This window comes from Rhodanobacter sp. FW021-MT20 (assembly GCF_041107475.1).
Taxonomy (GTDB): domain Bacteria; phylum Pseudomonadota; class Gammaproteobacteria; order Xanthomonadales; family Rhodanobacteraceae; genus Rhodanobacter_A; species Rhodanobacter_A glycinis.
This window is the reverse complement of sequence record NZ_JBGBPX010000007.1, coordinates 56,280-79,431: the sequence shown is the minus strand read 5'-3', so window position 1 is coordinate 79,431 and position 23,152 is coordinate 56,280. Positions and strand designations below refer to the sequence as shown.

The following is a 23,152-nucleotide window of genomic DNA, read 5'->3' as shown; positions in this document are numbered from 1 at the left end:
GTCACTGGATGCCAGCTTGCGCTGGCATGACGGTGAGGTAGATCGGAACGTTTCGAAGATGCCTGCTGCGCCATGGTGAATCAGGAGAGTGGCGGGTACGGACAATCAAGCCGAGATGACCTTGTCAGGCAGCGCGAGGCTCTACCCGGCGCAGGATCTCCTTGCGCGTGGCGAGTGTCTTGAGATCGTAGGTCGCCTGCAGGTTCAGCCATGACAGTGCATCGCCGCTGAAGTAGCGCGCCAGACGCTCGGCAGTGTCGGCGCTGATACCGCGGCGCTCATTGACGATTTCGTGGATGCGTGTGGCTGGCACGCTCAGGGCGACGGCCAATGCATGGGCGCTCATGTCGAGCGGCACAAGGTAATCCTCGCGCAGAATTTCGCCGGGATGCACGGGACGCATGCGGTTGACGGGGAGTTTCATAAGACCCTCTCAGTGATAATCCACGATTTCGACGCTTTCCGGCCCACTGGTCGTCCACACAAAGCACACACGCCATTGCCTATTGATGCGGATGCTGTACTGGCCAGTGCGATCATGCTTGAGGGCTTCGAGCTGGTTGCCCGGTGGCGAACGCAGAAACTCCAGCGTGTGCGCGGCATCGAGTTGGGACAGCTTGCGTATGGCAGCATCCTTGATGGCGCGGAACCGTCGCGGGTCACCGCCTTCGAACAACGCCTGCGTGTCCTTGCAGCGGAAGCTCCGAACCATGAATCGATCATATTACGTCTAGCGTAATACGTAAAGCGTTGGGAGGTGGAAGTAGGCCCAATGAAAACGGCGCCGCATGGTTGCGACGCCGTTGTTGTTTCAAGTTACTGGATGCGCGGTTTGAACACTCGAAATTATGTGTAACGCGCACACGCATCGAAATCAGGCCTTTGCTCGTCATTCCGGCGCAGGCCGGAATCCAGTGACTGTGTGGCCTGAGCAGGCGTGATCGCTACTGGATGACCAGCCCTTTGGCTGTTGAAGGGGACCTCCGGCCTGCGCCGGGATGACGATGCAGAAGCCTTACCAGTCGGTTGGCTGGTAATCCTTCAGGAACTTGCCCCACACGTGTTCGCCGGTGTTGATGCCGCTGATGATCGGGTCGACGATGCGCGCGGCGCCATCGACGATGTCCAGTGGCGGGTGGAAGCGTTCTTCCAGCACTTTCCTCGCGGCCAGCTCGGCGGGATCCTCGTCGGTCACCCAGCCGGTGTCGACGCTGTTCATGTGGATGCCGTCGTTGTGGTAATCGGTGGCGGAGGTGCGCGTCATCATGTTCAACGCGGCCTTGGCCATGTTGGTATGTGGATGCCGGGTGGTCTTGAAGTTCCGGTAGAACTGGCCTTCCATCGCCGACACGTTGACGATGTGCTTGTCGCGTTCGGGCGTGCGCAGCATCAGCGGCTTCAGGCGCGCGTTGATGATGAAAGGTGCGATCGCGTTCACCAGTTGCACTTCGAGCAATTCCACCGATGGCACCTCAGCCATCAGCAGTCGCCACGAGTTGCGCTGGCGCAGGTCGATCTGCTGCAGATCCTGGTCGAGCTTGCCTTCGGGGAACAGATGACTTTGCGCCAGCAGTTCCTCTGGCAGCAGCGGCATCTGGGACAGTTCGGCAGCGTGGGTCAGGCCGGGCAGCTCTGATGTGCGGCTGGCCAGCAGGTTCGCCGAGGCACCCGCTTCGGGCAGGATGTTCGAGCCGCGCAGGCCTTCGTAGTGACCGACCAGTTGGCGCACGTGCCCGGGCATGTCGTGCAACGCCGCGGTCTCGCCTTCCATCATGTGCGCGTAGAAGTCTGGCGGGCGGCGCACGGTCTGGCAGGCGTTGTTGATGATGAAGTCCAGCCGAGGCCGGGTGGCCACCAGTTCCTGGCAGAACGCTTCCACGCTCGGCGTGTGGCGCAGGTCGAGTCCATAGATCTGCAGGCGATGGCCCCATTCGCCGAAGTCCGGTTCCTCGGCATAGCGAGCCGCCGAATCGCGCGGGAAACGCGTGGTGACGATCAGTTCCGCGCCAGCGCGCAGCAATTTCAGGCCGGCCTGGTAGCCGATCTTCACGCGCCCACCAGTCAGCAGCGCGACGCGACCGTGCAGATCGACCAGCTCGGTGCGCTTGGCGTAGTTGAATGCCGCACAGGTGGGGCACAGTTGGTCGTAGAAAAAGTGGATCGTCGAATACTTCTGCTTGCACACGTAGCAGTGCTTGGGCTCGATCGATTCACGCGGTTGCGCGGCATCGGCATCCGGCGCGATGTCGTGCGCTTCGAAGCCCAGCGGGGCATGCACATTCGGCGTGGTGAACACCGGTCGGCGGCGCAGCTCGCGGATGCCGGTCTGATTGAGCACGGCATCCTCGGCCTGGATCTTCAGCGCATGCCGCGCTTTCTCGGCTGCCTTCATCTTGATCCGACGCGCGCCAGGATCGGGGTGATAGGCCTGCGCCACAGCTCGGTGCAGGCGCTGGCGGTCATCCGCGGGCAGCCGGTCCAGCGATTGTCGATCGGCGGCGAACGATTCCAGCAGTTCCGCGGCGGCGCGCACACGTTGTAGCAATGCGGTGTCCGCGTCATCGGTGACCGTGTCACCAGACAGTGGCGTGGTGGTGTTCATAAGCATGATCTGTATCGAGTTGGGCAGAGCGATGTGAGATGCCGGAACAGGCGCATCACATGTAGTTAACCGCTTATTCTGCCTGTTCTGGCCTTGCAGCGGGTATTTCGGCCTTCCTGCTGCCCGTGCGTCGAAGTCTGCGCGTCCGTTCGACAGCGCATGCGGACGCCTCGAATAACCCTGTTTTGTTCGTCATTCCAGCGAGGTGCTTTTCAACAGGCGGGTGTCTGGTCATCCCGTGCTTTTGCATTTCAATGCGTTGAAGGCGCCGGGCTCCAGCCTTCGCCGAGGTGAGGGAGGCTTTTCGATGTTTCCATACAAGAACGGCGCCGTTTCGCAACGGCGCCGTTCTGTTTTGCTGGAGTGGCGTGGCTCAGAGCGCTTCGAACACGCCTGCCGCGCCCATGCCGGTGCCGATGCACATGGTCACCATGCCGTACTTCTGCTTCCTGCGACGCATGCCGTGCACCAGCGTGGCGATGCGCACCGCGCCGGTGGCGCCGAGTGGATGACCGAGCGCGATGGCGCCGCCCAGCGGGTTGACCTTGGCTGTGTCCAGGCCGAGGTCGTGGATGACGGCCAGCGACTGCGCGGCGAATGCTTCGTTGAGTTCGATCCAGTCCAGTTGATCCTGGCTGATACCGGTCTGCTTGAGTGCCTTGGGAATCGCTTCCTTCGGGCCGATGCCCATCACCTCGGGCGGCACGCCGGCGACGGAGAAGCCGACGAAGCGGGCCAGCGGCTGCAGGTTATATTCCTTGATCGCTTTTTCGCTGGCCAGCAGCACGGCGCCGGCGCCATCGGACATCTGGCTGGAGTTGCCGGCGGTAACGGTGCCGCCGAACTGGCCGTTGCGGAACACGGTTTTCAGCTTGGCCAGCACTTCCATCGTGGTGCCGGCACGCGGACCTTCATCGGTGCTGATGGTACGGCTGTCGGTGATGATCTTGCGGGTGGCCAAGTTCGGGTAGTGATCGTCCAGTGCGAACGGGCTGATCTCGTCGTCGAACTCGCCGGCGGCCTGGGCGGCCAGCGCGCGGCGGTGGCTTTCCACCGAGAACGCATCCTGCTGCTCGCGGCTGACCTTCCACTGCTTGGCCACGTTTTCGGCGGTGATGCCCATGCCGTAGGCGATGCCGATGTTCTCGTCGGTGAAAATCGCGGGGTTCATCGCGATCTTGTGGCCCATCATCGGCACCATGCTCATGCTCTCGGTGCCGCCAGCGATCATCAGGTCGTCTTCGCCGAGGCGAATGCGGTCGGCGGCCATTGCCACCGACTGCAGGCCGGACGAGCAGAAGCGGTTGACGGTGACGCCGGGCACGGTGTCGGGCAGACCGGCCAGCAGCGCGCCGATGCGCGCCACGTTCATGCCTTGCTCGGCCTCGGGCATGGCGCAGCCGATGATGACGTCACCGATGCGGTGCGGATCGATGCCCGGCGCCTGTGCCATCACGGCGCGGATCACGTGGGCGAGCATGTCGTCCGGACGGGTATTGCGGAACACGCCGCGTGGCGCTTTGCCGACCGGGGTGCGGGTGGCGGCGACGATGTAGGCGTCTTGCACTTGCTTGGTCATGGTTCTTGCTCCGTTGCGTCGCGCGATTCGCGGCGACGCGTCTTGGTTTTTGATCGTCATTCCAGCGAAAGCTGGAATCCAGTGTCTTGGGTGTGAGTCTGAAGTCACTGGATCCCAGCTTTCGCTGGGATGACGGTGTGGAGGGCTGCGGTCAGTTCCTGAGTGGCTTGCCGGTGGTCATGGTGTGGGCGATGCGGGCCTGGGTTTTTTCCATCTTGGCCAGTTCCACGAAGTGCTTGCGCTCCAGTGCCAGCAGCCATTCCTCGTCCACCGTGGAGCCGCGTTCGATCACGCCGCCGCACAGGGTGTCGGCGATGCGGGTGGCAATTTCCACGTCATGCGGCGAGGCGAAGTAGCCGGCTTGCAGGTTGGCCAGCGAGGCCTTGAAGGTGGCGGTGCCGACGTCGCCGGCGACCGGAATGGCACGCTGGTACAACGGCGGGCGATAGCCGGACTCGGCCAGCGCGTTGGCCACCTGCTTGGCGACGTAGAGCAGCTCGTAGGCGTTGAACACGACCACGTCGCTGTCGCGCAGCAAGCCCATGTTCTTCGCTTCCATCGCGCTGGGCGAGACCTTTGCCATGGCCACCGTCTCGAACACTTTCTTCAGCGCCTCGAACGGATCGGACGGGTTGGAATGCGCCGCGCGCACGGCCAGCTCATGCAGGCCGCCACCGGCCGGCAGCAGACCGACGCCAGCCTCGACCAGGCCGATATAGCTTTCCAGTGCGGCCACGGTGCGCGCCGAGTGCATCTGGAATTCGCAACCGCCGCCCAGCGCCAGGCCGCGCACGGCGGAGACCACCGGCACCAGCGAGTGCTTGATGCGCATGCTGGTGCGCTGGAAGTTGGCGACCATGTGCTCGAAGTCGTCGAACTTGCCTTCCTTCAGCAGGCCCAGCGCGCCCTTCAGGTCCGCACCGGCGGAGAACGGTTCGCTGGTCTGCCAGATCACCACGGCCTTGAGCTTTTCCTCGGCCACGCCGATGGCGTGCTGGATGCCATCGAGCACGTGGTCGTTGACCGTATGCATCTTGGTCTTGAACGAAAGGATGCCAATGCCGTCGTCGCCGAGCGTCCACAGGCGCACGCCATCGTTCTCCCACACCGTAGTGCCGGTATCGAATTTCTCGCCCAGGATCGGATCGGGGAACAGCTGGCGCTGATACACCGGATGCTGCGAACGCGGCTTGTCGGCGTTGGCGCTGGCCGAGTACGAACCGTCCTTGCCGTGCACGCCCTTGCGACCGTCGGTGACCCAGGCGGGCAGGGGTGCGTCGCTCATCGCCTTGCCGGCCTTGATGTCTTCGTTGATCCACGCGGCAATCTGCTGCCAGCCGGCGGCCTGCCAGGTCTCGAACGGCCCCAGCTTCCAGCCGTAACCCCAGCGGATCGCGAAGTCGACATCGCGCGCGGTGTCGGCGATGTCGGCCAGGTGGTAGGCGCTGTAATGGAACAGGTCGCGGAAGCTGGCCCACAGGAACTGCGCCTGCGGGTCGCTGGAGGCGCGCAGCTTGCCGAACTTCTCGGCCGGATCCTTGATCGCCAGGATGGCGGCCACTTCATCGGACGGCTTCTGTTCCGACGGACGGAAATCCTGCTTGGCCACATCCAGTACAACAATGTCTTTACCGACTTTCTTGTAGAACCCGCCGCCGGTCTTCTGGCCCAGCGCGCCCTTGTCGATCAGGCCCTGCAGCCACACCGGCGCCTTGAAATACTTGTGCCACGGATCGTCGGGCAGGGTGTCGGCCATGGTCTTGATGACGTGGGCCATGGTGTCCAGGCCGACCACGTCGGCGGTGCGATAGGTGGCACTCTTGGGCCGACCCAGTGCCGGGCCGGTCAGCGCATCGACGGTGTCGAAGCCCAGCTTGAACTGGTCGGTGTGATGCATCGCCGACAGCATCGAGAACACGCCGATGCGGTTGCCGATGAAGTTCGGGGTGTCCTTGGCAATCACCACGCCCTTGCCGACGGTGGTGACCAGGAAGGCTTCGAGGCCGTCCAGCACCTTCTTGTCGGTGAGCTTGGTCGGAATCAGCTCGACCAGGTGCATGTAGCGCGGCGGGTTGAAGAAGTGCACGCCGCAGAAGCGGTGGCGCATTTCTTCCGGCAGCGCCTCGGCGAGCTTGGTGATCGACAGGCCCGAGGTATTTGAAGCGATCACGGCCGTCTTCGACAGATGGCCGGCGATCTTCTTGTACAGGTCGAGCTTCCAGTCCATCCGTTCGGCGATGGCTTCGATGACCAGGTCGACATCCTTCAGATGGTCGAGATCGTCGTCGTAGTTGGCCGGGATGATCGCGTTGGCCAGAGTCTGGTCGGCCAGCGGGGCAGGGGAAAGCTTCTTGAGGTTGGCGATGGCCTTGAGCGCAATGCCGCTCTTGGGGCCTTCTTTCGCGGGCAGGTCGAACAGCACGGTTTCGACACCGGCATTGGTCAGGTGGGCGGCAATCTGCGCGCCCATGACGCCGGCGCCCAGCACGGCGGCCTTGCGAATGCGCAGTGCCGGGTTGGGTGAGGAGGATGCAGCGGTCATTGGCTTCTCCAAAGTGAGGCGGACACGTAGGGCAAAACGGGTATGGAACAGGGGCGGCGGTTACCCGCCGGTGAAAGATCCGGGGTCAATTCATGGGGAACTGAGGCCTGCTGCCGCGAAGCGGACGAGATGGGCGACGGTTTGCTCGCGATGCGCGGTGGCACTGACGTCCCCCTTGCGCTGGATCATGCCGAAGCCGGACATGGCGTGGGTCAGCGCGCCAGTGACCAGGTCGATGCGCCAGTACAGCTCGGCGCGACTCAGGTGCGGCAGCAAGTGGGTGAATTCGGCGGTGAACTGGCGCATCACGTGGCCGTAGTTCTCCGACAGGAACTGGCGCAGATGGTCGTCGTGCTCGGCGAAGGCGCGCGCCAGTACGCGCATGAACAAGGCGCCGTTGTCGTCGTGGGTCAGCTCCAGCGCGGGGCGGATATACGCCTCGAGCACGTCTTCCAGGGTGGTGCTGTCGCGGCCGGCAACGGTCGCCAATGCGGCCAGTCGGCCTTGGTTCAGGGCGTCCAGACGGCGGCGAAACACCTCGTCGACCAGCTTTTCCTTGGAGCCGAAGTGGTAGTTCACGGCCGCCAGATTGACCCCTGCGGCGGCGGTCAGCTGACGCAACGACGCACCATCGAAACCGCGTTGTGCAAACAGGGTTTCGGCGGCCGCGAGGATGCGATCCTTGGTCGAGGCGGTGCTGTTCGGAGGCGTTCCCGTCGTGGGCATGGTCGGCATCGAATCAAACGATCGTTTGAGCATACGCGCGGGGCTTCCCGCGAGTCAAACGAACGTTTGTTAAGAAGGGCTTGTGACTTGCTTCTGAGTTAGAATCTGTCAAACTTTCGTGAGCTAAATCCGTATTTCGTGTCGGTTTTAGCTCACAATCGGACATCTCGACCGATTCTTCACATTCCTGACGAACCTTCTCCCGGAGCAGATTCCCATGGCGCTGGAGCGCACCCTTTCCATCATCAAGCCCGACGCCGTTGCCAAGAACGTGATCGGCGAAATTTACGCTCGTTTCGAGAAGTCCGGTCTGAAGATCGTGGCCGCCAAGCAGAAGCAGTTGTCGCGCGCGGAAGCCGAAGGCTTTTACGCCGTGCACAGCGAGCGCCCGTTCTTCAAGGCGCTGGTTGAATTCATGATCTCCGGCCCGGTGATGATCCAGGTGCTGGAAGGCGAGAACGCCGTGGCGAAGCATCGCGAGCTGATGGGTGCCACCAATCCGAAGGAAGCCGCGCCGGGCACGATCCGCGCCGACTTCGCCGATTCCATCGACGCCAATGCAGTGCACGGTTCCGATGCCGCCGAGACGGCGCGCGTCGAGATCGCGTACTACTTCGCCGAGACCGAGATCGCGTCCAGGTAAGCATGGTGAACCAGGTAGCCGCCACGACATCCGACCCGACCGCTCCGGCGGACAAGGTCAACCTGCTGGACTTCGATCGCGAAGGCCTGCGTGATTTCTTCACGCAGATCGGCGAGAAGCCGTATCGCGCTGAGCAGGTGATGAAGTGGATCTACCACCACCTGGAAGACGACTTCGAGAAGATGACCGACGTGGGCAAGGCGCTGCGCGCCAAGCTCGAGGCCTCGTGCTACGTCGGTCCGCCGAAGACGCTGCTGGAAAAAGTGGCCACCGACGGCACGCACAAGTGGCTGCTGGGCATGGATCGCGGCAACGCGGTCGAGGCGGTCTACATTCCCGAGCCCACGCGCGGCACGTTGTGCGTGTCTTCGCAGATCGGCTGCGCACTGGCTTGCACCTTCTGCTCGACCGGCACGCAGGGCTTCAACCGCAACCTGGCGCCCTCCGAGGTGATCGGCCAGATGTGGGTGGCGGCGAAGCAGCTCGGCAACATCACCCACCAGAACCGTCGCATCACCAACGTGGTGATGATGGGCATGGGCGAGCCGCTGCTGAACTTCGACAACGTGACCACGGCGATGAGCCTGATGCGCGACGACCTGGGCTTCGGCCTGGCGTCCAAGCGCGTCACGCTGTCCACCGCTGGCCTGGTGCCGATGATCGACAAGCTGTCGGAAACCATCGACGTCTCGCTGGCCGTGTCGCTGCATGCGGCCAACGATGAGCTGCGCACCGAGCTGGTGCCGCTGAACAAGCGCTACCCGCTGGCCGAATTGACCGCTGCCTGCCAGCGCTGGGTCGCGCGCAAGCCGCGTACCTCGATCACCTTCGAATACACCTTGATGAAGGGCATCAACGACCAGCCGGAGCATGCGCGCCAGCTGATCAAGTTCATGCGCAAGCTGCCCACGTGCAAGGTGAACCTGATTCCGTTCAACCCGTTCCCGGGCACTCGCTACGAGCGTTCGGACGCGCAGGCCATCCATGCATTCCAGACGTTGCTGCTCAACGCCGGGGTGCTGACCATGCTGCGACGGACCCGCGGCGACGACATCGACGCGGCCTGCGGCCAGTTGAAGGGGCAGGTGCTGGACCGGACGCGTCGCCAGGCAGCGTTCCGCAAGCGACTGGAAGAGGGGGGCATCCATGCGGCTTGAACGTATTTTGCTGGGAGTGGGCTTTTGCGCCCTTCTCGGCGGTTGTGTCACGACCCACAGCGGCGAAAGCCTGCCGAAGACCAGCAAGTCGCAGAGCGCAGAGGACGCTGCGCGCATCCACACCGAGCTGGGCCAGCACTACATGCAGCTCGGTGATCTGCAGTCCGCGCTGGGCAAGCTCAAGCTGGCGTTGCAATTCGACGACAACTACGCGCCCGCACATACCGTGATCGCGGTGATCTACGAGCGCATCCACGATCTGCCCGACGCCGAAGTGAACTATCGCAAGGCCGAGCAGTTGGAGCCGAAGAAGGGCGCGCCGAACAACAACCTCGGGGCGTTCCTGTGCCGTATCGGCAAATCGGCCGAGGCGCTCACCTATTTCCAGCGGGCCGTCGCCGATCCGTTCTATGCCACGCCTGACGTGGCCTGGACGAACGACGGCATCTGCCGCATGCACATGAATGATCGTGTTGGCGCCGAAGCCAGTTTCCGGCATGCCATCGCCATCAACGGCAACAATGACGAGGCGCTTTACCAGCTCGCCAACGTGATGTACCTGAACAACGATCCCTTCCATGCCAGCGCTTTCCTGCAGCGCTACGAGGCATTGGGGAAAGCTACCCCGGCGTCGCTCAAGCTGGGTTATGAGATTGAACTTCGGCTGGGTGACACGGATGCCGCTCGCAACTACAACAAGCGTCTGCAAAACCAGTTTCCTGATTCGGAACAGGCGCAGGCCCTCAATACCAACGCAAAGCCATGAATGTTCAGCCGTCCCACCCGGGGGATATGACGTCTGGAGTCCCCGACCCGACCCTTGATGCTGCCGGGGGGCAGCAGCCTGCCATCGACCTGACCGACTCCGCACCCGGTTTCGGCAGTCGCTTGCGCGCCGCCCGCGAGGCCAGGGGCCTCGATCTGGAGAGTTGCGGCCACGCCATGCACCTGCCGGTGCGCGTGCTGCGCCAGATTGAAAGCGATGACCGCCAGGGTATCGATTACCAGGTCTATCTGACCGGATACATCCGCAAATACGGTCGTCACCTGGGCGTCGACGACGCCGAGATCGACGCCGAGATCGCGCGCATCAAGCGCAGCGATTCGGTGCAGGCCAGCCCCGAGCTGGTGGTGACCGGCGGCATTTCGCATTCCCGCTACCTGCTTGAGCGCTATGCCACCGCGGCCACCTACGTGGTGCTGACGGTGGTGATTGCCGTGCCCACCATCTGGCTGGGCGTGCATGGCACGCTGAGCAGCGACATGAGCCGCCTGGCACCGCTGGATTCCGCTCCGGTCGCGCAGCAGGACGCCGCGTCTCCCGTGCAGAAATCCGGCCATGCGCTTGCAGCAACCTTGCCGCTGCCCACGGTGGAGCCGCCGCAGGTCGACCAGCCCTTGATGGCCTCGATGATGCCGGTGCCCAACCTGGGCGGTGACACGGCAGCGACTCCGGCACCGCCGGCCGCCACGGCCGTTGGGAGCGGCGACCATTCGCTGGTGCTGACGCTGGACAACAACAGCTGGGTCGAAGTGACCAATACCGATGGTGACCGGCTGGAATACAGTCTGCTCCCCGCCGGAACCGTCAAGACGTACCGCAGCAACGAGCCGCTGAACGTGCGCATCGGCAACGCCGCCGGCGCCAAGGTCAGCATTGACGGGCAGCCGGTGGCGCTTGGCGATTACCGCCACGCCAACGTCGCGCACTTCCGCGTGGCCATCCAGGATGGCAAGGCTGCACCCGCCGGCGTCTGAACGGCGATATCGAATGCCCGCATCGGCCCGCGCGGCCGGTGCAATCGGTTATGCTTGCCCATTCTCCGCCCCATGGTTGGGCGGATGATCCCGACTGCGGCCGTGGCTGATCGTCGGGACGGCTTACAACAGCGCCTCCGGGCGTATTCCCCCACACGGTGATTGCATGGCATTTGACGCATACGACGACTACGAACAGGGCGAACGCGTACAGCAGTGGCTGCGCCAGAACGGCTTGTCGATCGTGGTCGGCATCGTGATTGGCCTGGTGGCGATTTTCGGCTGGCAGCAGTGGCGCAAGCACCAGGTCAACCATCAGGCCGCCGCTTCGCAGCTTTACGTGAACCTGCGCACCGCGCAGGCCGCGGGCCAGACCGACCAGGCCAATGCGCTGATCACGCAGTTGATGAAGGACTATGCCGACAGCCCGTACGCACTGTTCGCGGTGAGCGATCGCGCCGTGGACGACGTGCGTGCCAAGCACCTGGACAAGGCGCTGGTATCGCTGGACTGGGCGCAGCAACACGCCAAATCGCCTGCGCTGAAGGCGCTGGTCAACTTGCGGATCGCGCGCGTGCAGCTGGCGCAGGGCAACGCCCAGCAGGCCATCACCACGCTCGGGCAGATTTCCGCGAATGATTATCCGGGCCTTGTCGAGGAACTACGCGGCGATGCGCTGGTCAAGCTCAAGCGTCCTGATGACGCGCGCAAGGCATACCAGGCCGCCGAGGCCGCCTTGGGCAAATCCGAGCTGCAGGGCGGTGACCTGCAAATGAAAATCGACGATCTGGCCGTGGCCGGAAAGCAGGGTGCATGAAAGCAGGATTCACGAAACGGGCATGCGCGGTCGCTTTGACGGCTTCCCTTGTGGCGCTGGCAGGCTGCCATTCCTTCAAGAAGGAAAACATCCAGCCGCCGACGCCGCTGGCCAAGCATTTCACGCCCACCGTGCAGGTCACCCGCCTGTGGAAGGACCGGGTTGGCAAGGGCGCGGGCGAAAGCGGTATCCGCATGCGTCCGACCGTGGTCGACGGCGTGCTCTACGCGGCCAGCACCGACGGCACCATTGCCGCGATCGACGCCACCAGCGGCAAGAAGCTGTGGTCCGAGCATTCGCGCCAGCACGGCTGGTTCGGCTGGGGTGACAAGAAGCGCAAGGATTCCTTCTACTCCGGTGGTCCGGCGGTGGCCGGTGACCTGCTGGTGATCGGCACGCTCGACGGCCACGTCTACGGCTTCGATGCGAAGGATGGCAAGCCGCGCTGGACCGCCGCACTGACGTCCGAAGTGATCGATTCGCCGGTGATCTCGAATGGCCTGGTCATCGTGCGCACCCAGGACGGCAACCTGTACGGCCTGGACAGCGCCACCGGCGAGCGTCGCTGGGTCTATGACCAAGGCACCGTGCCCAGCCTCAGCCTGCGTGGCAATGGCCCGATTCTGGCGGCCAATGGCGTGGTGTTCTTCGGCAGCGACAACGGCAAGCTGGTCGCCCTGCGTGAAGACAATGGCGAAAAGCTGTGGGAACAGCCGCTGGCCAGTGGCGAGGGTCGTACCGACATCGACCGCCTCGATGATGCCGACGGCAGCATCCTGCTCGATGGCAGCACGCTCTATGCCGCCGCCTATCACGGCAACCTGCTCGCAGTGGACGGCCCCAGCGGTCGCCCGATGTGGTCGCACCCGTTCTCCAGCTACACCTCGCTGGCGGTGAACGGCAGCGCCGTCTATGGCGTCGACGATTCCTCGCAGGTGTGGGCGTTCGACAAGAGCAGCGGCAGCGACATGTGGAAGAACAGCAAGCTGCGTTATCGCTGGCTCAGCGGCCCGGCGGTGCAGGGCGACTACGTGGTGGTCGGTGACATGTACGGTTACGTGCACTGGCTGCAGACCGGCGACGGTGCGCTGGCCGCGCGCGAACGCCTGTCGCGGAAGGTGGCGATTCGTGCCCAGCCGGTGGTGGTGGGTGATGTGGTGTACGTCGAGGACGTGGAGGGCCATATTGGCGCCTACCGTCTCGGCGGCCACTGATCGCTGCCGCGCTGATTCAAGGAAACATGCCTCCCCATGCTGCCCGTCGTCGCTCTGGTCGGTCGCCCCAATGTCGGTAAATCGACCCTTTTCAATGTACTGACGCGCAGCCGTGACGCCCTGGTGGCCGATATGCCGGGCGTCACCCGCGATCGCCACTACGGCATCTGCCGCACGAACGAGGAACGTCCCTTCGTGGTGGTCGACACCGGCGGCTTGTCCGGTATCGATGACGGTCTCGATGGCCTGACCGCACGCCAGGTGCGCCTGGCCATCGAGGAAGCCCAGGTACTGGTGTTCGTGGTCGATGCGCGCGATGGCCTGCTGCCGCAGGATCGCACCATCCTCGACGAGCTGCGTCGCAGCGGCAAGCCGATCATCGCCGCGGTCAACAAGACCGATGGACTGGACGAAGAGACCGCGCTGGCCGAGTTCGCCGTGTTCGGCATTGCGGCCACCTTGCCGCTGTCCGCTGCGCACAACCGTGGCACCGAAGACCTGGTCGACATGCTGTTGCCGTTGCTGCCGGCCGAGCCGGACGAGGCGGAAGAGCAGGTCGAGGACGGCAGCATTCGCGTGGCCATTGTCGGCCGTCCGAACGCGGGCAAGTCCACCCTGATCAATCGCCTGCTGGGCGAGGATCGCCTGATCGTCTCCGACGTGGCCGGCACCACCCGCGATCCGATCCGCGTGCCGCTGGAACGCGACGGCAAGCGTTACACCCTGATCGACACGGCCGGCGTACGCCGCAAGGCCCGCGTCGAGGAAGCGGTGGAGAAATTCAGCGTCATCAAGACGTTGCAATCCATCGCTGCCGCGCAGGTGGTGGTGATCATGATCGACGCCCGCGAAAACCTGGCCGACCAGGATCTCACCCTGATCGGCCATGCCATGGAAGAGGGGCGGGCGCTGGTCATTGCGGTCAACAAGTGGGACGGCCTGGACGCCTACCAGCGCGAGCAGTGCCAACGTGCGCTGGATCGTCGACTGGTGTTCGTCGACTGGGCCAAGCAGGTGTACATCTCCGCGCTGCATGGCTCCGGCCTGCGTGAGCTGATGCGTGCCGTGATGCGGGCACATGCCTCGGCCACGAAAGAACTGAACTCGTCCGACCTGACCCGCACGCTGGAAAAGGCCTACGAGAGCTACCAGCCGCCGCTGGTGCGCGGCCATGCGCCGAAGCTGCGCTTTGCCCATCCCGGCGGCAGCAACCCGCCCACCGTGGTGATCCACGGCAGCCGCACCAAGCACATCGCGCCGGCGTATCGTCGCTACCTCGAGAACTTCTTCCGCAAGCGCTACAAGCTGGAAGGCACGCCGATCCGCATCGAATTCCGCGAAGGCGAGAATCCGTACGCCGGCAAGAAGAACGTGCTGACCGAAGCCCAGCAGCGCAAGCGCCAGCGCATGATCCGCGAGATGAAAAAGCGCAAGTAACGGCACGCTTGCTTCCTCTCCCCGCCGGGGAGAGGACCGCGGTGAGGGGCGGGTGCTCGCGATAGCACCCATCGAAACCCGCTTTGAGGTCGACGGAAGAACACGGGAGAAAAGCTACACTTCCCGCCATGTCTCCTCTCCCCGATAGCGAAACCTGGCTGGCCGAGCTGCGCAGCCGCATCCAGGAAGTCCCTCCTGCCGCCGCCTTGGCGCAGCAGTCGCAGGGCGCCTTGCTGATCGATGTGCGCGAAGACGGCGAACGCGCAGCCGGTTCGCCCGCGGGCGCGTTGGGTTTGTCGCGCGGTTTCCTGGAATTGCGCATCGAACAGGCTGAGGCGGATCGCGAGCGTCCCATTCTCGCGTTGTGCGGCAGTGGCACGCGTTCATTGTTGGCGGCCGAAACCCTGCAGCGACTCGGTTATCGGCACGTGCAATCGGTCGCCGGCGGTTTTGAGCGCTGGAAGACCGAGGGCTTGCCGGTGGTGCGGGGTGCGCTCGACGCCGACGCCAGCGAGCGCTATGCCCGCCAGTTGCGCCTGCCGCAGGTGGGCGAGGCCGGGCAGGCCAAACTGGCAGCGGCGAGTGTCGTCCTGCTGGGCGCCGGTGGCCTCGGTGCCCCGGCTGCGTTGTATCTCGCCGCAGCCGGGGTGGGTCGGTTGACCCTGATCGACGATGACCGGGTCGAACGTTCCAACCTGCATCGCCAGGTCATCCACGCCGATGCTCGCGTGGGCATGGCCAAGACCGAGTCGGCGCGCCTGGCGCTGCACGCGTTGAATCCGCGTGTGCAGGTGGATACGCGCGACGAACGCCTGCGTGCCGACAACGTGGAGCGGCTGCTGGCCGGTCACGACGTGGTGATCGACGGCGCCGACAATTTCCCTGCACGCTACCTGCTGGCCGCCGCTTCGCTGCGGCTGAAGTTGCCCATGGTGTACGGCGCCGTGGAGCGCTTCACGGGGCAGGTGAGCGTGTTTGATCCGCGATGCGACGCATCGCCGTGCTATCGCTGCCTGTTCCCCGAACCGCCGGCCGCCGCCGATGCGCCCAACTGCAGCGAAGCCGGCGTACTTGGCGTGTTGCCCGGCATCGTGGGTCTGCTGCAGGCCACCGAGACGCTGAAGCTGATCCTTGGCCTGGGCGAACCCCTGACGGGCCAGCTGCTGTCCTTCGATGCCCTCGCCATGCGCTTTCGCGAGACACGTTTGCCGCGCGACCCGGATTGCCCCGGCTGCGGCAGGCATGCCGCATTCCGTGGTTACGAGGATGTGGCCCGACTCTGCGCAAGCGGCGGTTGAACAAGATCCTCGGGAATCAGCGAGTAGACCAGGGCGTCTGTCGCTCGATTGCGCGTCCACAACCGGTGCCGGGCGAGGCCTTCCAGCTTGGCTCCGGCCTTTTCGGCGGTGCTGCGGCTGGCATGGTTGTCGGGCAGGACGACGATCTCGATACGCGCCAGTGCCAGCTGTTCGAAACCGAAGCGCGCCACCGTCGCTGCCGCTCGCGAGGCAATGCCCTGGCCCTGATGCGATTGGCGGACCCAGTAACCCAGGCTGGCGATCCGGTGCTGCGGGTTGAACTGGTTGAGTCCGGCGCTCCCGCGTAGTTCACCGCTGTCCCGGTCGCAGATCGCAAACGCGAAATGCCGCTGTTCGAGCCAGCCTTGCCGGCACTCGCGCACCCAGGCCTGGGCTTCTTTTTCGCCGTACCCGGCATGACACCAGTCCAGCCAGCGTCCAAGGCTTGGCAGGGATGCCTGCACGGCTTCCAGCAACGCGGCGGCGTCGGAAAGGCGCCAGGGCCGAAGCAGCCATTCTCCGTTGACCAGTTCCAGCCCGGGATCGATGGGTTCGACCGGCATCGTCGCTCCTTTTTCGTTTGTGTGGTTGGCAGCCAACCGCGATAATGTGCGCCTTTGCAGGACTAGGGCGATCATGAGCGCACGCATTCTCGACGGCAAACGGATCGCACAGGAACTGCTGTCGCGAATCAAGCGACGCGTAGTCGAACGCAAGGCGCAGAACCTGCCCGAGCCCGGTCTGGCCGTGGTGCTGGTGGGCGACGATGCAGCTTCCTCGGTGTACGTGCGCAAGAAGCGCGAAGCCTGCCATCAGGTGGGGTTCCGCTCGTTCGACCACGACTTGCCGAGCAGCACCACGCAAGCCGAGCTGTTCGCACTGATCGACCAGCTCAATGCCGATCCGGCCGTACACGGCATCCTGGTGCAATCGCCGCTGCCATCGCATATCGACGAGGATGCACTGGTCGACCGCATCGATGCGAACAAGGACGTGGACGGTTTCCAGGCGGTGAACGTGGGCCGTCTGGCGCTGCGCCGATTCGGTTTGCGCCCGTGTACGCCCAAGGGCGTGATGACCTTGCTGGGCCATACCGATCGTCCGGTGCGCGGCCAGCATGCCGTGGTGGTGGGCGTGTCCAATCATGTCGGGCGGCCACTGGCGCTGGAACTGCTGATTGCCGGCTGCACCACCACCTGTTGCCATCGTTTCACGCGGGACCTGGAAGGCTTCGTGCGCCAGGCCGACATTTTGATCGTAGCGGTGGGCAAGGCGGGTCTGGTGAAGGGCGAATGGATCAAGCCCGGCGCAGTGGTGATCGATGTCGGCATCAACCGGCTCGATGACGGCCGCCTGGTCGGTGACGTGGATTTCAAGCCGGCGGCCGAACGCGCGAGCTGGATCACTCCGGTGCCCGGCGGCGTCGGCCCGATGACCGTGGCCACCTTGCTGGAGAACACGCTGGAAGCGGCCGAGGCAAGCACCCCGTAGGAACCCGCTCGCGGGCGATGCTTCTGCTCCGGTTTGCATCGAAACTGGAGCATCGCCCGCAAGCGGGCTCCTGCAGAACGCTGCATGTCTGGCGAGAGGACCTGCGAGGCGCGTATAATCCCCTCTTTGCAGGGAACTTTCCGATGCGCATCCTCGCCGAGGCCCTGACCTACGACGACGTTTACCTCGTCCCGGGCCACTCCGTCGTGCTGCCACGCGACGTCGACACCTCCACCCGATTCACCCGCGGCCTGCGTTTGAACATTCCCATCGTGTCCGCTGCCATGGACACGGTGACCGAAGCGCGCCTGGCCATCACCATGGCCCAGCAGGGTGGCATCGGCATCATCCACAAGAACATGACCGCCGAGCAGCAGGCCGCGGAAGTGCGGCTGGTGAAGAAGTTCGAAGCCGGCGTGATCCGCAGTCCGTTCAGCGTGAGCCCGGACACCTCGATCCGCGAAGTGCTCAAGCTCACCCACGCACACAACATTTCCGGCGTGCCGGTGGTCGAGGGCGAGCAACTGGTCGGCATCGTCACCAGCCGCGACATGCGCTTCGAGCGCAAGCCCGATGATCCGGTGCGCAACATCATGACCCGCCAGGACAAGCTGGTCACGGTGAAGGAAGGCGCCAGCCAGGACGAAGTGCTGCAGTTGCTGCACAAGCACCGCATCGAGAAGGTGCTGGTGGTCAACGACGCCTTCCAGCTGCGCGGCCTGATCACCGTGAAGGACATCCAGAAAGCCCGCGACAACCCCAATTCCGCCAAGGACGCCAACGAGGCGCTGCTGGTCGGCGCGGCGGTGGGCGTGGGCGGCGATACCGAGCTGCGTGTCCATGCGCTGGTCGAGGCCGGCGTGGACGTGCTGGTGGTGGACACGGCGCACGGCCATTCGCAGGGCGTGATCGATCGCGTGGCCTGGGTGAAGAAGAACTTCCCGCAGGTGCAGGTGATCGCCGGCAACATCGTTACCGGTGATGCCGCACTGGCCTTGCGCGACGCCGGCGCCGACGCGGTGAAGGTGGGCGTGGGCCCGGGTTCCATCTGCACCACCCGCGTGGTGGCCGGCGTGGGCGTGCCGCAGATCACCGCGATCGACATGGTAGCCACGGCGCTGAAGGATTCCATTCCGCTGATCGCCGATGGTGGCATCCGCTATTCTGGCGACATTCCCAAGGCGCTGGCCGCTGGTGCGTCGTCGGTGATGCTCGGCTCGATGTTTGCCGGCACCGAGGAATCGCCCGGCGAGGTGGAATTGTTCCAGGGCCGCTCGTACAAGAGCTATCGCGGCATGGGCTCGATCGGCGCGATGCAGCTTGGCTCCAAGGATCGCTACTTCCAGGACGAAGCCGATGCCGACAAGCTGGTGCCCGAAGGCATCGAGGGTCGCGTGCCGTACCGTGGACCGCTGAGCAACATCATCCACCAGCTGATCGGCGGCCTGCGCGCCTCGATGGGCTACGTGGGCGCAGCCACCATCGAGGACGTGCGCAGCAAGGCGCAGTTCGTGAAGGTGACCTCGGCCGGCGTTACCGAAGCGCATCCGCACGATATCCAGATCACCAAGGAAGCGCCGAACTACCGGCTCAATTCCTGACCAGTGCGGGGCGCTTGCGCTCCCCGCGCGTCATTCCGGCGCAGGCCGGAATCCAGTAGCGATGCCGAAGAGGGCCTGCCCGACCGGGCCGGGTACCTCCGGAATACACCCGCGACGAGCGGAGCGTGCAGTCACTGGATGACCAGCTTGCAGCTGTTGTAAAGCACCTCCGGCCTGCGCCGGAATGACGACGACCGAACTCTCCAGCCTTCCGGCCAGCCGCCCATGACAGCCAATATCCATTCCGACAAGATCCTCATCCTCGACTTCGGCGCGCAGTACACGCAGTTGATTGCGCGCCGCGTACGCGAGCTCGGCGTGTATTGCGAGATCTGGGCCTGGGACCACGACCCGACCGAAATCGCGGCGTTCGCACCCAAGGGCATCATCTTCTCCGGCGGTCCGGAGTCGACCACGCTGGTCGACGCGCCCAAGGCGCCGCAACAGGCGTTCGATGCGGGCGTGCCGATCCTCGGTATCTGCTACGGCATGCAAACCCTGGCGGCCCAGCTTGGCGGCGCCACCGAGGCGGCCGAGGCGCGCGAGTTCGGCCACGCCAGCGTGGACATCGTGGCCTCCAGCCAGTTGTTCGATGGCCTCAGCGATCATGCCGACGCCCATCGTCTGGACGTCTGGATGAGCCACGGCGATCACGTCAGCAAGGCGCCCCCGGGCTTCGTCGTCACCGGCACCACCGAGCGCATTCCCGTCGCGGTGATGGAAAACGCGGACAAACGCTGGTACGGCGTGCAGTTCCATCCGGAAGTGACCCACACCAAGCAGGGCAGTGCGCTGCTCAAGCGCTTCATCACCGACATCTGCGGCTGCGCCACGTTGTGGACGGCGGCCAACATCATCGACGACCAGATCGCCCGCGTGCGCGAACAGGTGGGCGAGGATCATGTGCTGCTGGGTTTGTCTGGTGGCGTGGATTCCTCGGTGGTGGCCGCGCTGCTGCACAAGGCCATCGGTGATCGACTGACCTGCGTGTTCGTCGATACCGGCCTGCTGCGCTGGCAGGAAGGCGACCAGGTGATGGCCACCATGGCCGAGCACATGGGCGTCAAGGTGATCCGCGTGAATGCTGCGGACCGCTACTTCACCGCACTCGAGGGCGAGGCCGACCCGGAAGCCAAGCGCAAGATCATCGGACGCCTGTTCGTGGAGATCTTCGACGAGGAATCGGAAAAGCTGATCGCCCACGGCGGCAAGGTGAAGTGGCTGGCACAGGGCACCATCTACCCCGACGTGATCGAGTCGGCCGGCAGCAAGACCGGCAAGGCCCACGTCATCAAGAGCCACCACAACGTGGGTGGCCTGCCCGAGCACATGAAGCTCAAGCTGGTCGAGCCGCTGCGCGAGCTGTTCAAGGACGAAGTGCGCCGTATCGGCGTGGCGCTGGGCTTGCCGCGCGAGATGGTCTATCGCCATCCGTTCCCCGGCCCCGGCCTCGGCGTGCGCATCCTGGGTGAAGTGAAGCGCGAATACGCCGAACTGCTGGCCCGCGCCGATGCCATCTTTATCGACGAGCTACGCAAGGCCGACCTGTACGACAAGACCAGCCAGGCCTTCGCGGTGTTCCTGCCGGTGAAATCGGTGGGTGTGGTAGGTGACGCGCGCGCCTACGAATGGGTGGTGGCACTGCGTGCGGTGGAAACCATCGACTTCATGACGGCCCATTGGGCGCACTTGCCGTATGAGTTTCTTGGCAAGGTTTCCAACCGTATTATCAATGAGATACGTGGCATTTCTCGTGTCGTGTATGACATCAGCGGCAAACCGCCGGCCACGATCGAGTGGGAATAGAAAAATCAGCCACTTGTGCGTATCGGGGTTTGGGGAGCAATGGAACGGAAAACCGGGATAAGAACGAAAAGTCGTTACGGATCATAGTATTTCGTATTGACCATGTTCTCATTTTTGCTTGGATTGACGGCGTTTGTGGCCCACAGTCAACTGACTCTCTGCGGCCACTGCGCGGGCTTCCGCTGATTGAAGCGCCAAAGTCAGGCCACTGACCTGTCCTCGCGTGGCAGCCAGCTCCAAGGCGAGCTGGTCACGCTCGCCGGTGACGCTGGTCATCGCCGCCAAGCGCGCTTCGCCATCGGCCAATTCTCGACGAATGCGCGCCATGTTCAATCGCAATTCCGTGAGGCTGGTCTGCTGGTCTTCGCTACGTTGCCGCAGCTTGGCCAATTGCTGCTCTGCCTGCCGCTGTCCTTCCCGTGCTGCATCGGTTTCTTGCAGCATGCGGGCTTGAGCGGCCTCCACGCGCGCGTTGGCTTTGTCCCGTTCCACCTGAAAGGTAGCATCGCGGGCTGCAACGGTCGCTTGGAATTCGGTGGTCAATCGGTCGTGGGCCTGCCGTGCGGCCTCTAGTTGCTGAGCCATGTCGGTACGAACGGCCGCCACCTCGTGCTGCAACGATTGAACCTGGCCAAGGGCATCGCGCTTGGCCTCGGTTTCCCGGGTGAGCTGCTGCTGCACCTCGATGCCTTGCTCGCGTAGTTGACTGACCTCGTGCTGCAGCTGATGAACCGTGGCCTGTGCCGCATCCCGTTCGACAGCAACGTCATCGTACGCACGCTTCTGTGCGTCCAGATCAGATTCCAGCGCCTGGCGGTGCTCGTTGAATACCTTCTCCCCCTGTTCCACAGCGGCCACCCAGAGTGAGCGCATGGCATCGGCGATCGCCGGCGGTAGATCGGCGCCGACCGCATCAGCCTTGGCCCGTTCGTCCTTCCACAGCTTCAGCTCGTCGTTGATGGTGGTGCGGCTACCTTGCTGGATGGCGGCATAGATCAGGTCGACGGTCAGCTCGTGGGGGCGTCTACCGTCCGCGACCAAGGCAGCGGCGGTTTCGCGGGTACGTTGGCGGGTATCACTGACACGGCTCATGGCGGCTCCAGTCGCTCGGCGGGTCAATTTTGCAGAACTCGCAGCATGTATATCACAGTATTACGTTATATTCATAACGATAAGATCAGGAAATTTACGATAACTCCCATAATCAAAAATCTTTCGGGTGTACGCTCCAATCTCGCGCCCACCTCAACATCGGAAAGCCTGTGAGCGACCACCCGCTGAGCACCGTAGTACCCCAAGCGCTCCCGGCCGCCCTGTCGGGAATCTCGGGTACCAATCGCGCCTCAGTCGGTGTGACCCGGCAAATCGCCGCAAACGACGATGTCGCTGCCATTGGCTTATGGCTGGCCGAATACCACGGTTCGCCGCACACCTTCCGTAGCTACCGCAAGGAAGCCGAACGGCTGCTGCTATGGGCAACCCAACTGCGCGGTAAGGCGGTCTCCAGCCTGACGCGCGAGGATGTCTTGGCGTACGAGGCCTTCTTGGCCGCCCCCCTGCCGACCTGGTGCGACGAAGCTTTGGCGCGACGCGGCGACCATCGGCGACTCTTCGCGGGTCCGTTGGCGGAGCGCAGCCGGCGCCAAGCGCTTGGCATCCTGGCCGGCCTGTTCAATTACCTCGTGCGTGCCGGCTATCTCGCCGGCACGCCCTTCGCGCTACAGCCTCGCCGGCGTGGTTCGCGCGGCACCCGCCGGACGATCGAGCGCTACCTGGATCGCGCGCTATGGCAGGACACGCTCGCGCAGGTGGAGCAGTGGCCGCAAACCACACCCAGGGAGCGGCAACGCTATGAACGCGCCCGATGGGTATTGCGTTTCCTCTACGAAACCGCTCTGCGTGCCACGGAAGCGGCGAAGGCCAGTGAGGGTGACTTCGTGCATCGGCGAGGCCGCTGGTGGTTGCACGTGACCGGCAAAGGCGGCGTGGAGGGTGAGGTGCCGGTCAGCGATGCCTTGATGGCGGATTTCGCACGGTACCGGAGCTTCCACGGGTTATCTGCGCTACCGGAGGGTGATAGCGCTCGGCCGCTGATTCTCGGCATCGCCGGCCGGACAGCGCCGTTGACCGCGACCGCCGTGTACTTGGTTGTCAAGGATGCCCTGGGACGGGTCGCCGACGCATTGGCACCGACCGATGACGCACGCGCCGCTCGATTACGGCAGGCATCGACCCACTGGCTCCGGCATACGGCCGCGACGCATCAAGCCGAAGCCGGCAACCCTGTGCATCATATCCAACGCAACCTTCGACACAGCTCGATCGCCACCACCTCGATCTACCTGCACGCGGAGGACGATGCACGGCACGACAGTACTACGCAGGCTCGCGACGATGTCTCGTCACCACTTGGAGAACGCGCGTGATTGATCCATCCGGTCATCGTTCCCACATGCCTGCCGGTGCACTCCGTGTCAGGTT

General features: G+C 64.1%; 20 protein-coding genes. 12 read left to right on the top strand and 8 right to left on the bottom strand.

The window, feature by feature from the left end; all coding sequences use genetic code 11:
• Positions 1–124 precede the first annotated feature (124 nt).
• The 6 genes from AB7849_RS09695 to AB7849_RS09670 all read right to left on the bottom strand — a co-directional run bounded on the left by AB7849_RS09695 (position 125) and on the right by AB7849_RS09670 (position 7,449).
• Positions 125–424, bottom strand: coding sequence for a HigA family addiction module antitoxin (locus AB7849_RS09695; RefSeq protein ID WP_008214581.1), 300 nt, complete (start codon positions 422–424; stop codon positions 125–127).
• A gap of 9 nt (positions 425–433) precedes the next feature.
• Entirely contained in the window at positions 434–712 is a 279-nt protein-coding gene (locus AB7849_RS09690) for a type II toxin-antitoxin system RelE/ParE family toxin (RefSeq protein ID WP_008214582.1), read from the bottom strand.
• 303 nt (positions 713–1,015) lie between these two features.
• Positions 1,016–2,602, bottom strand: a complete 1,587-nt coding sequence (locus tag AB7849_RS09685) for an SDR family NAD(P)-dependent oxidoreductase (protein ID WP_008214584.1) — start codon at positions 2,600–2,602, stop codon at positions 1,016–1,018.
• Between the two features lie 373 nt (positions 2,603–2,975).
• Complete coding sequence (locus AB7849_RS09680; RefSeq protein ID WP_369501010.1) at positions 2,976–4,181, bottom strand: acetyl-CoA C-acyltransferase; 1,206 nt, start codon at positions 4,179–4,181, stop codon at positions 2,976–2,978.
• Positions 4,182–4,332: 151 nt separating this feature from the next.
• On the bottom strand, positions 4,333–6,723 hold the full coding sequence (locus tag AB7849_RS09675; protein ID WP_008214588.1) for a 3-hydroxyacyl-CoA dehydrogenase/enoyl-CoA hydratase family protein: 2,391 nt from the start codon (positions 6,721–6,723) through the stop codon (positions 4,333–4,335).
• A 90-nt stretch (positions 6,724–6,813) separates the two neighbouring features.
• Entirely contained in the window at positions 6,814–7,449 is a 636-nt protein-coding gene (locus tag AB7849_RS09670; RefSeq protein WP_037101613.1) for a TetR/AcrR family transcriptional regulator, read from the bottom strand.
• A gap of 217 nt (positions 7,450–7,666) precedes the next feature.
• On the opposite strand from AB7849_RS09670, the gene ndk reads away from it, so the two are divergent.
• The 8 genes from ndk (at position 7,667) to moeB (ending at position 15,773) form a co-directional block, all read left to right on the top strand.
• Positions 7,667–8,092, top strand: a complete 426-nt coding sequence (gene ndk, locus AB7849_RS09665; RefSeq protein WP_092700839.1) for a nucleoside-diphosphate kinase — start codon at positions 7,667–7,669, stop codon at positions 8,090–8,092.
• Between the two features lie 2 nt (positions 8,093–8,094).
• Complete coding sequence (gene rlmN / locus AB7849_RS09660; RefSeq protein ID WP_092700841.1) at positions 8,095–9,249, top strand: 23S rRNA (adenine(2503)-C(2))-methyltransferase RlmN; 1,155 nt, start codon at positions 8,095–8,097, stop codon at positions 9,247–9,249.
• Positions 9,239–10,015, top strand: a complete 777-nt coding sequence (gene pilW / locus AB7849_RS09655) for a type IV pilus biogenesis/stability protein PilW (protein WP_369501009.1) — start codon at positions 9,239–9,241, stop codon at positions 10,013–10,015. Before rlmN ends, pilW begins: the two co-directional genes overlap by 11 nt.
• A 26-nt stretch (positions 10,016–10,041) precedes the next feature.
• Positions 10,042–11,007, top strand: a complete 966-nt coding sequence (locus AB7849_RS09650) for a helix-turn-helix domain-containing protein (RefSeq protein ID WP_081491834.1) — start codon at positions 10,042–10,044, stop codon at positions 11,005–11,007.
• A gap of 166 nt (positions 11,008–11,173) precedes the next feature.
• Positions 11,174–11,824, top strand: coding sequence for a YfgM family protein (locus AB7849_RS09645; protein WP_008214601.1), 651 nt, complete (start codon positions 11,174–11,176; stop codon positions 11,822–11,824).
• Entirely contained in the window at positions 11,821–13,038 is a 1,218-nt protein-coding gene (bamB, locus tag AB7849_RS09640) for an outer membrane protein assembly factor BamB (RefSeq protein ID WP_037101595.1), read from the top strand. Before AB7849_RS09645 ends, bamB begins: the two co-directional genes overlap by 4 nt.
• 36 nt (positions 13,039–13,074) lie before the next feature.
• The gene (gene der, locus AB7849_RS09635; protein ID WP_008214605.1) at positions 13,075–14,475 is read left to right on the top strand and encodes a ribosome biogenesis GTPase Der; all 1,401 of its coding nucleotides are present in this window, start codon (positions 13,075–13,077) and stop codon (positions 14,473–14,475) included.
• 128 nt (positions 14,476–14,603) lie between these two features.
• Positions 14,604–15,773 carry a molybdopterin-synthase adenylyltransferase MoeB gene (gene moeB, locus AB7849_RS09630; RefSeq protein ID WP_369501008.1) on the top strand — a complete coding sequence of 390 codons (1,170 nt, stop codon included), beginning with the start codon at positions 14,604–14,606 and terminating at the stop codon, positions 15,771–15,773.
• Here moeB and AB7849_RS09625 read toward each other — a convergent pair.
• On the bottom strand, positions 15,734–16,336 hold the full coding sequence (locus AB7849_RS09625) for a GNAT family N-acetyltransferase (protein ID WP_008214607.1): 603 nt from the start codon (positions 16,334–16,336) through the stop codon (positions 15,734–15,736). The genes moeB and AB7849_RS09625 overlap by 40 nt on opposite strands.
• 73 nt (positions 16,337–16,409) lie before the next feature.
• Between AB7849_RS09625 and folD the strand changes: the two genes are divergently transcribed.
• The 3 genes from folD to guaA all read left to right on the top strand — a co-directional run bounded on the left by folD (position 16,410) and on the right by guaA (position 20,671).
• Positions 16,410–17,264 (top strand): bifunctional methylenetetrahydrofolate dehydrogenase/methenyltetrahydrofolate cyclohydrolase FolD, encoded by an 855-nt coding sequence (gene folD, locus AB7849_RS09620; RefSeq protein WP_008214609.1) that lies wholly within the window; start codon positions 16,410–16,412, stop codon positions 17,262–17,264.
• A 143-nt stretch (positions 17,265–17,407) separates the two neighbouring features.
• Complete coding sequence (gene guaB, locus AB7849_RS09615; protein ID WP_092700859.1) at positions 17,408–18,865, top strand: IMP dehydrogenase; 1,458 nt, start codon at positions 17,408–17,410, stop codon at positions 18,863–18,865.
• A gap of 225 nt (positions 18,866–19,090) precedes the next feature.
• On the top strand, positions 19,091–20,671 hold the full coding sequence (gene guaA, locus AB7849_RS09610) for a glutamine-hydrolyzing GMP synthase (protein WP_008214614.1): 1,581 nt from the start codon (positions 19,091–19,093) through the stop codon (positions 20,669–20,671).
• Between the two features lie 108 nt (positions 20,672–20,779).
• Here guaA and AB7849_RS09605 read toward each other — a convergent pair whose 3' ends face one another.
• Complete coding sequence (locus AB7849_RS09605) at positions 20,780–21,763, bottom strand: DNA-binding protein (RefSeq protein WP_008214616.1); 984 nt, start codon at positions 21,761–21,763, stop codon at positions 20,780–20,782.
• A gap of 170 nt (positions 21,764–21,933) precedes the next feature.
• On the opposite strand from AB7849_RS09605, the gene AB7849_RS09600 reads away from it, so the two are divergent.
• Positions 21,934–23,097: a tyrosine-type recombinase/integrase gene (locus tag AB7849_RS09600; protein ID WP_369501007.1), complete on the top strand. Its 1,164-nt coding sequence runs from the start codon at positions 21,934–21,936 to the stop codon at positions 23,095–23,097.
• The last annotated feature ends 55 nt before the right edge of the window (positions 23,098–23,152 follow it).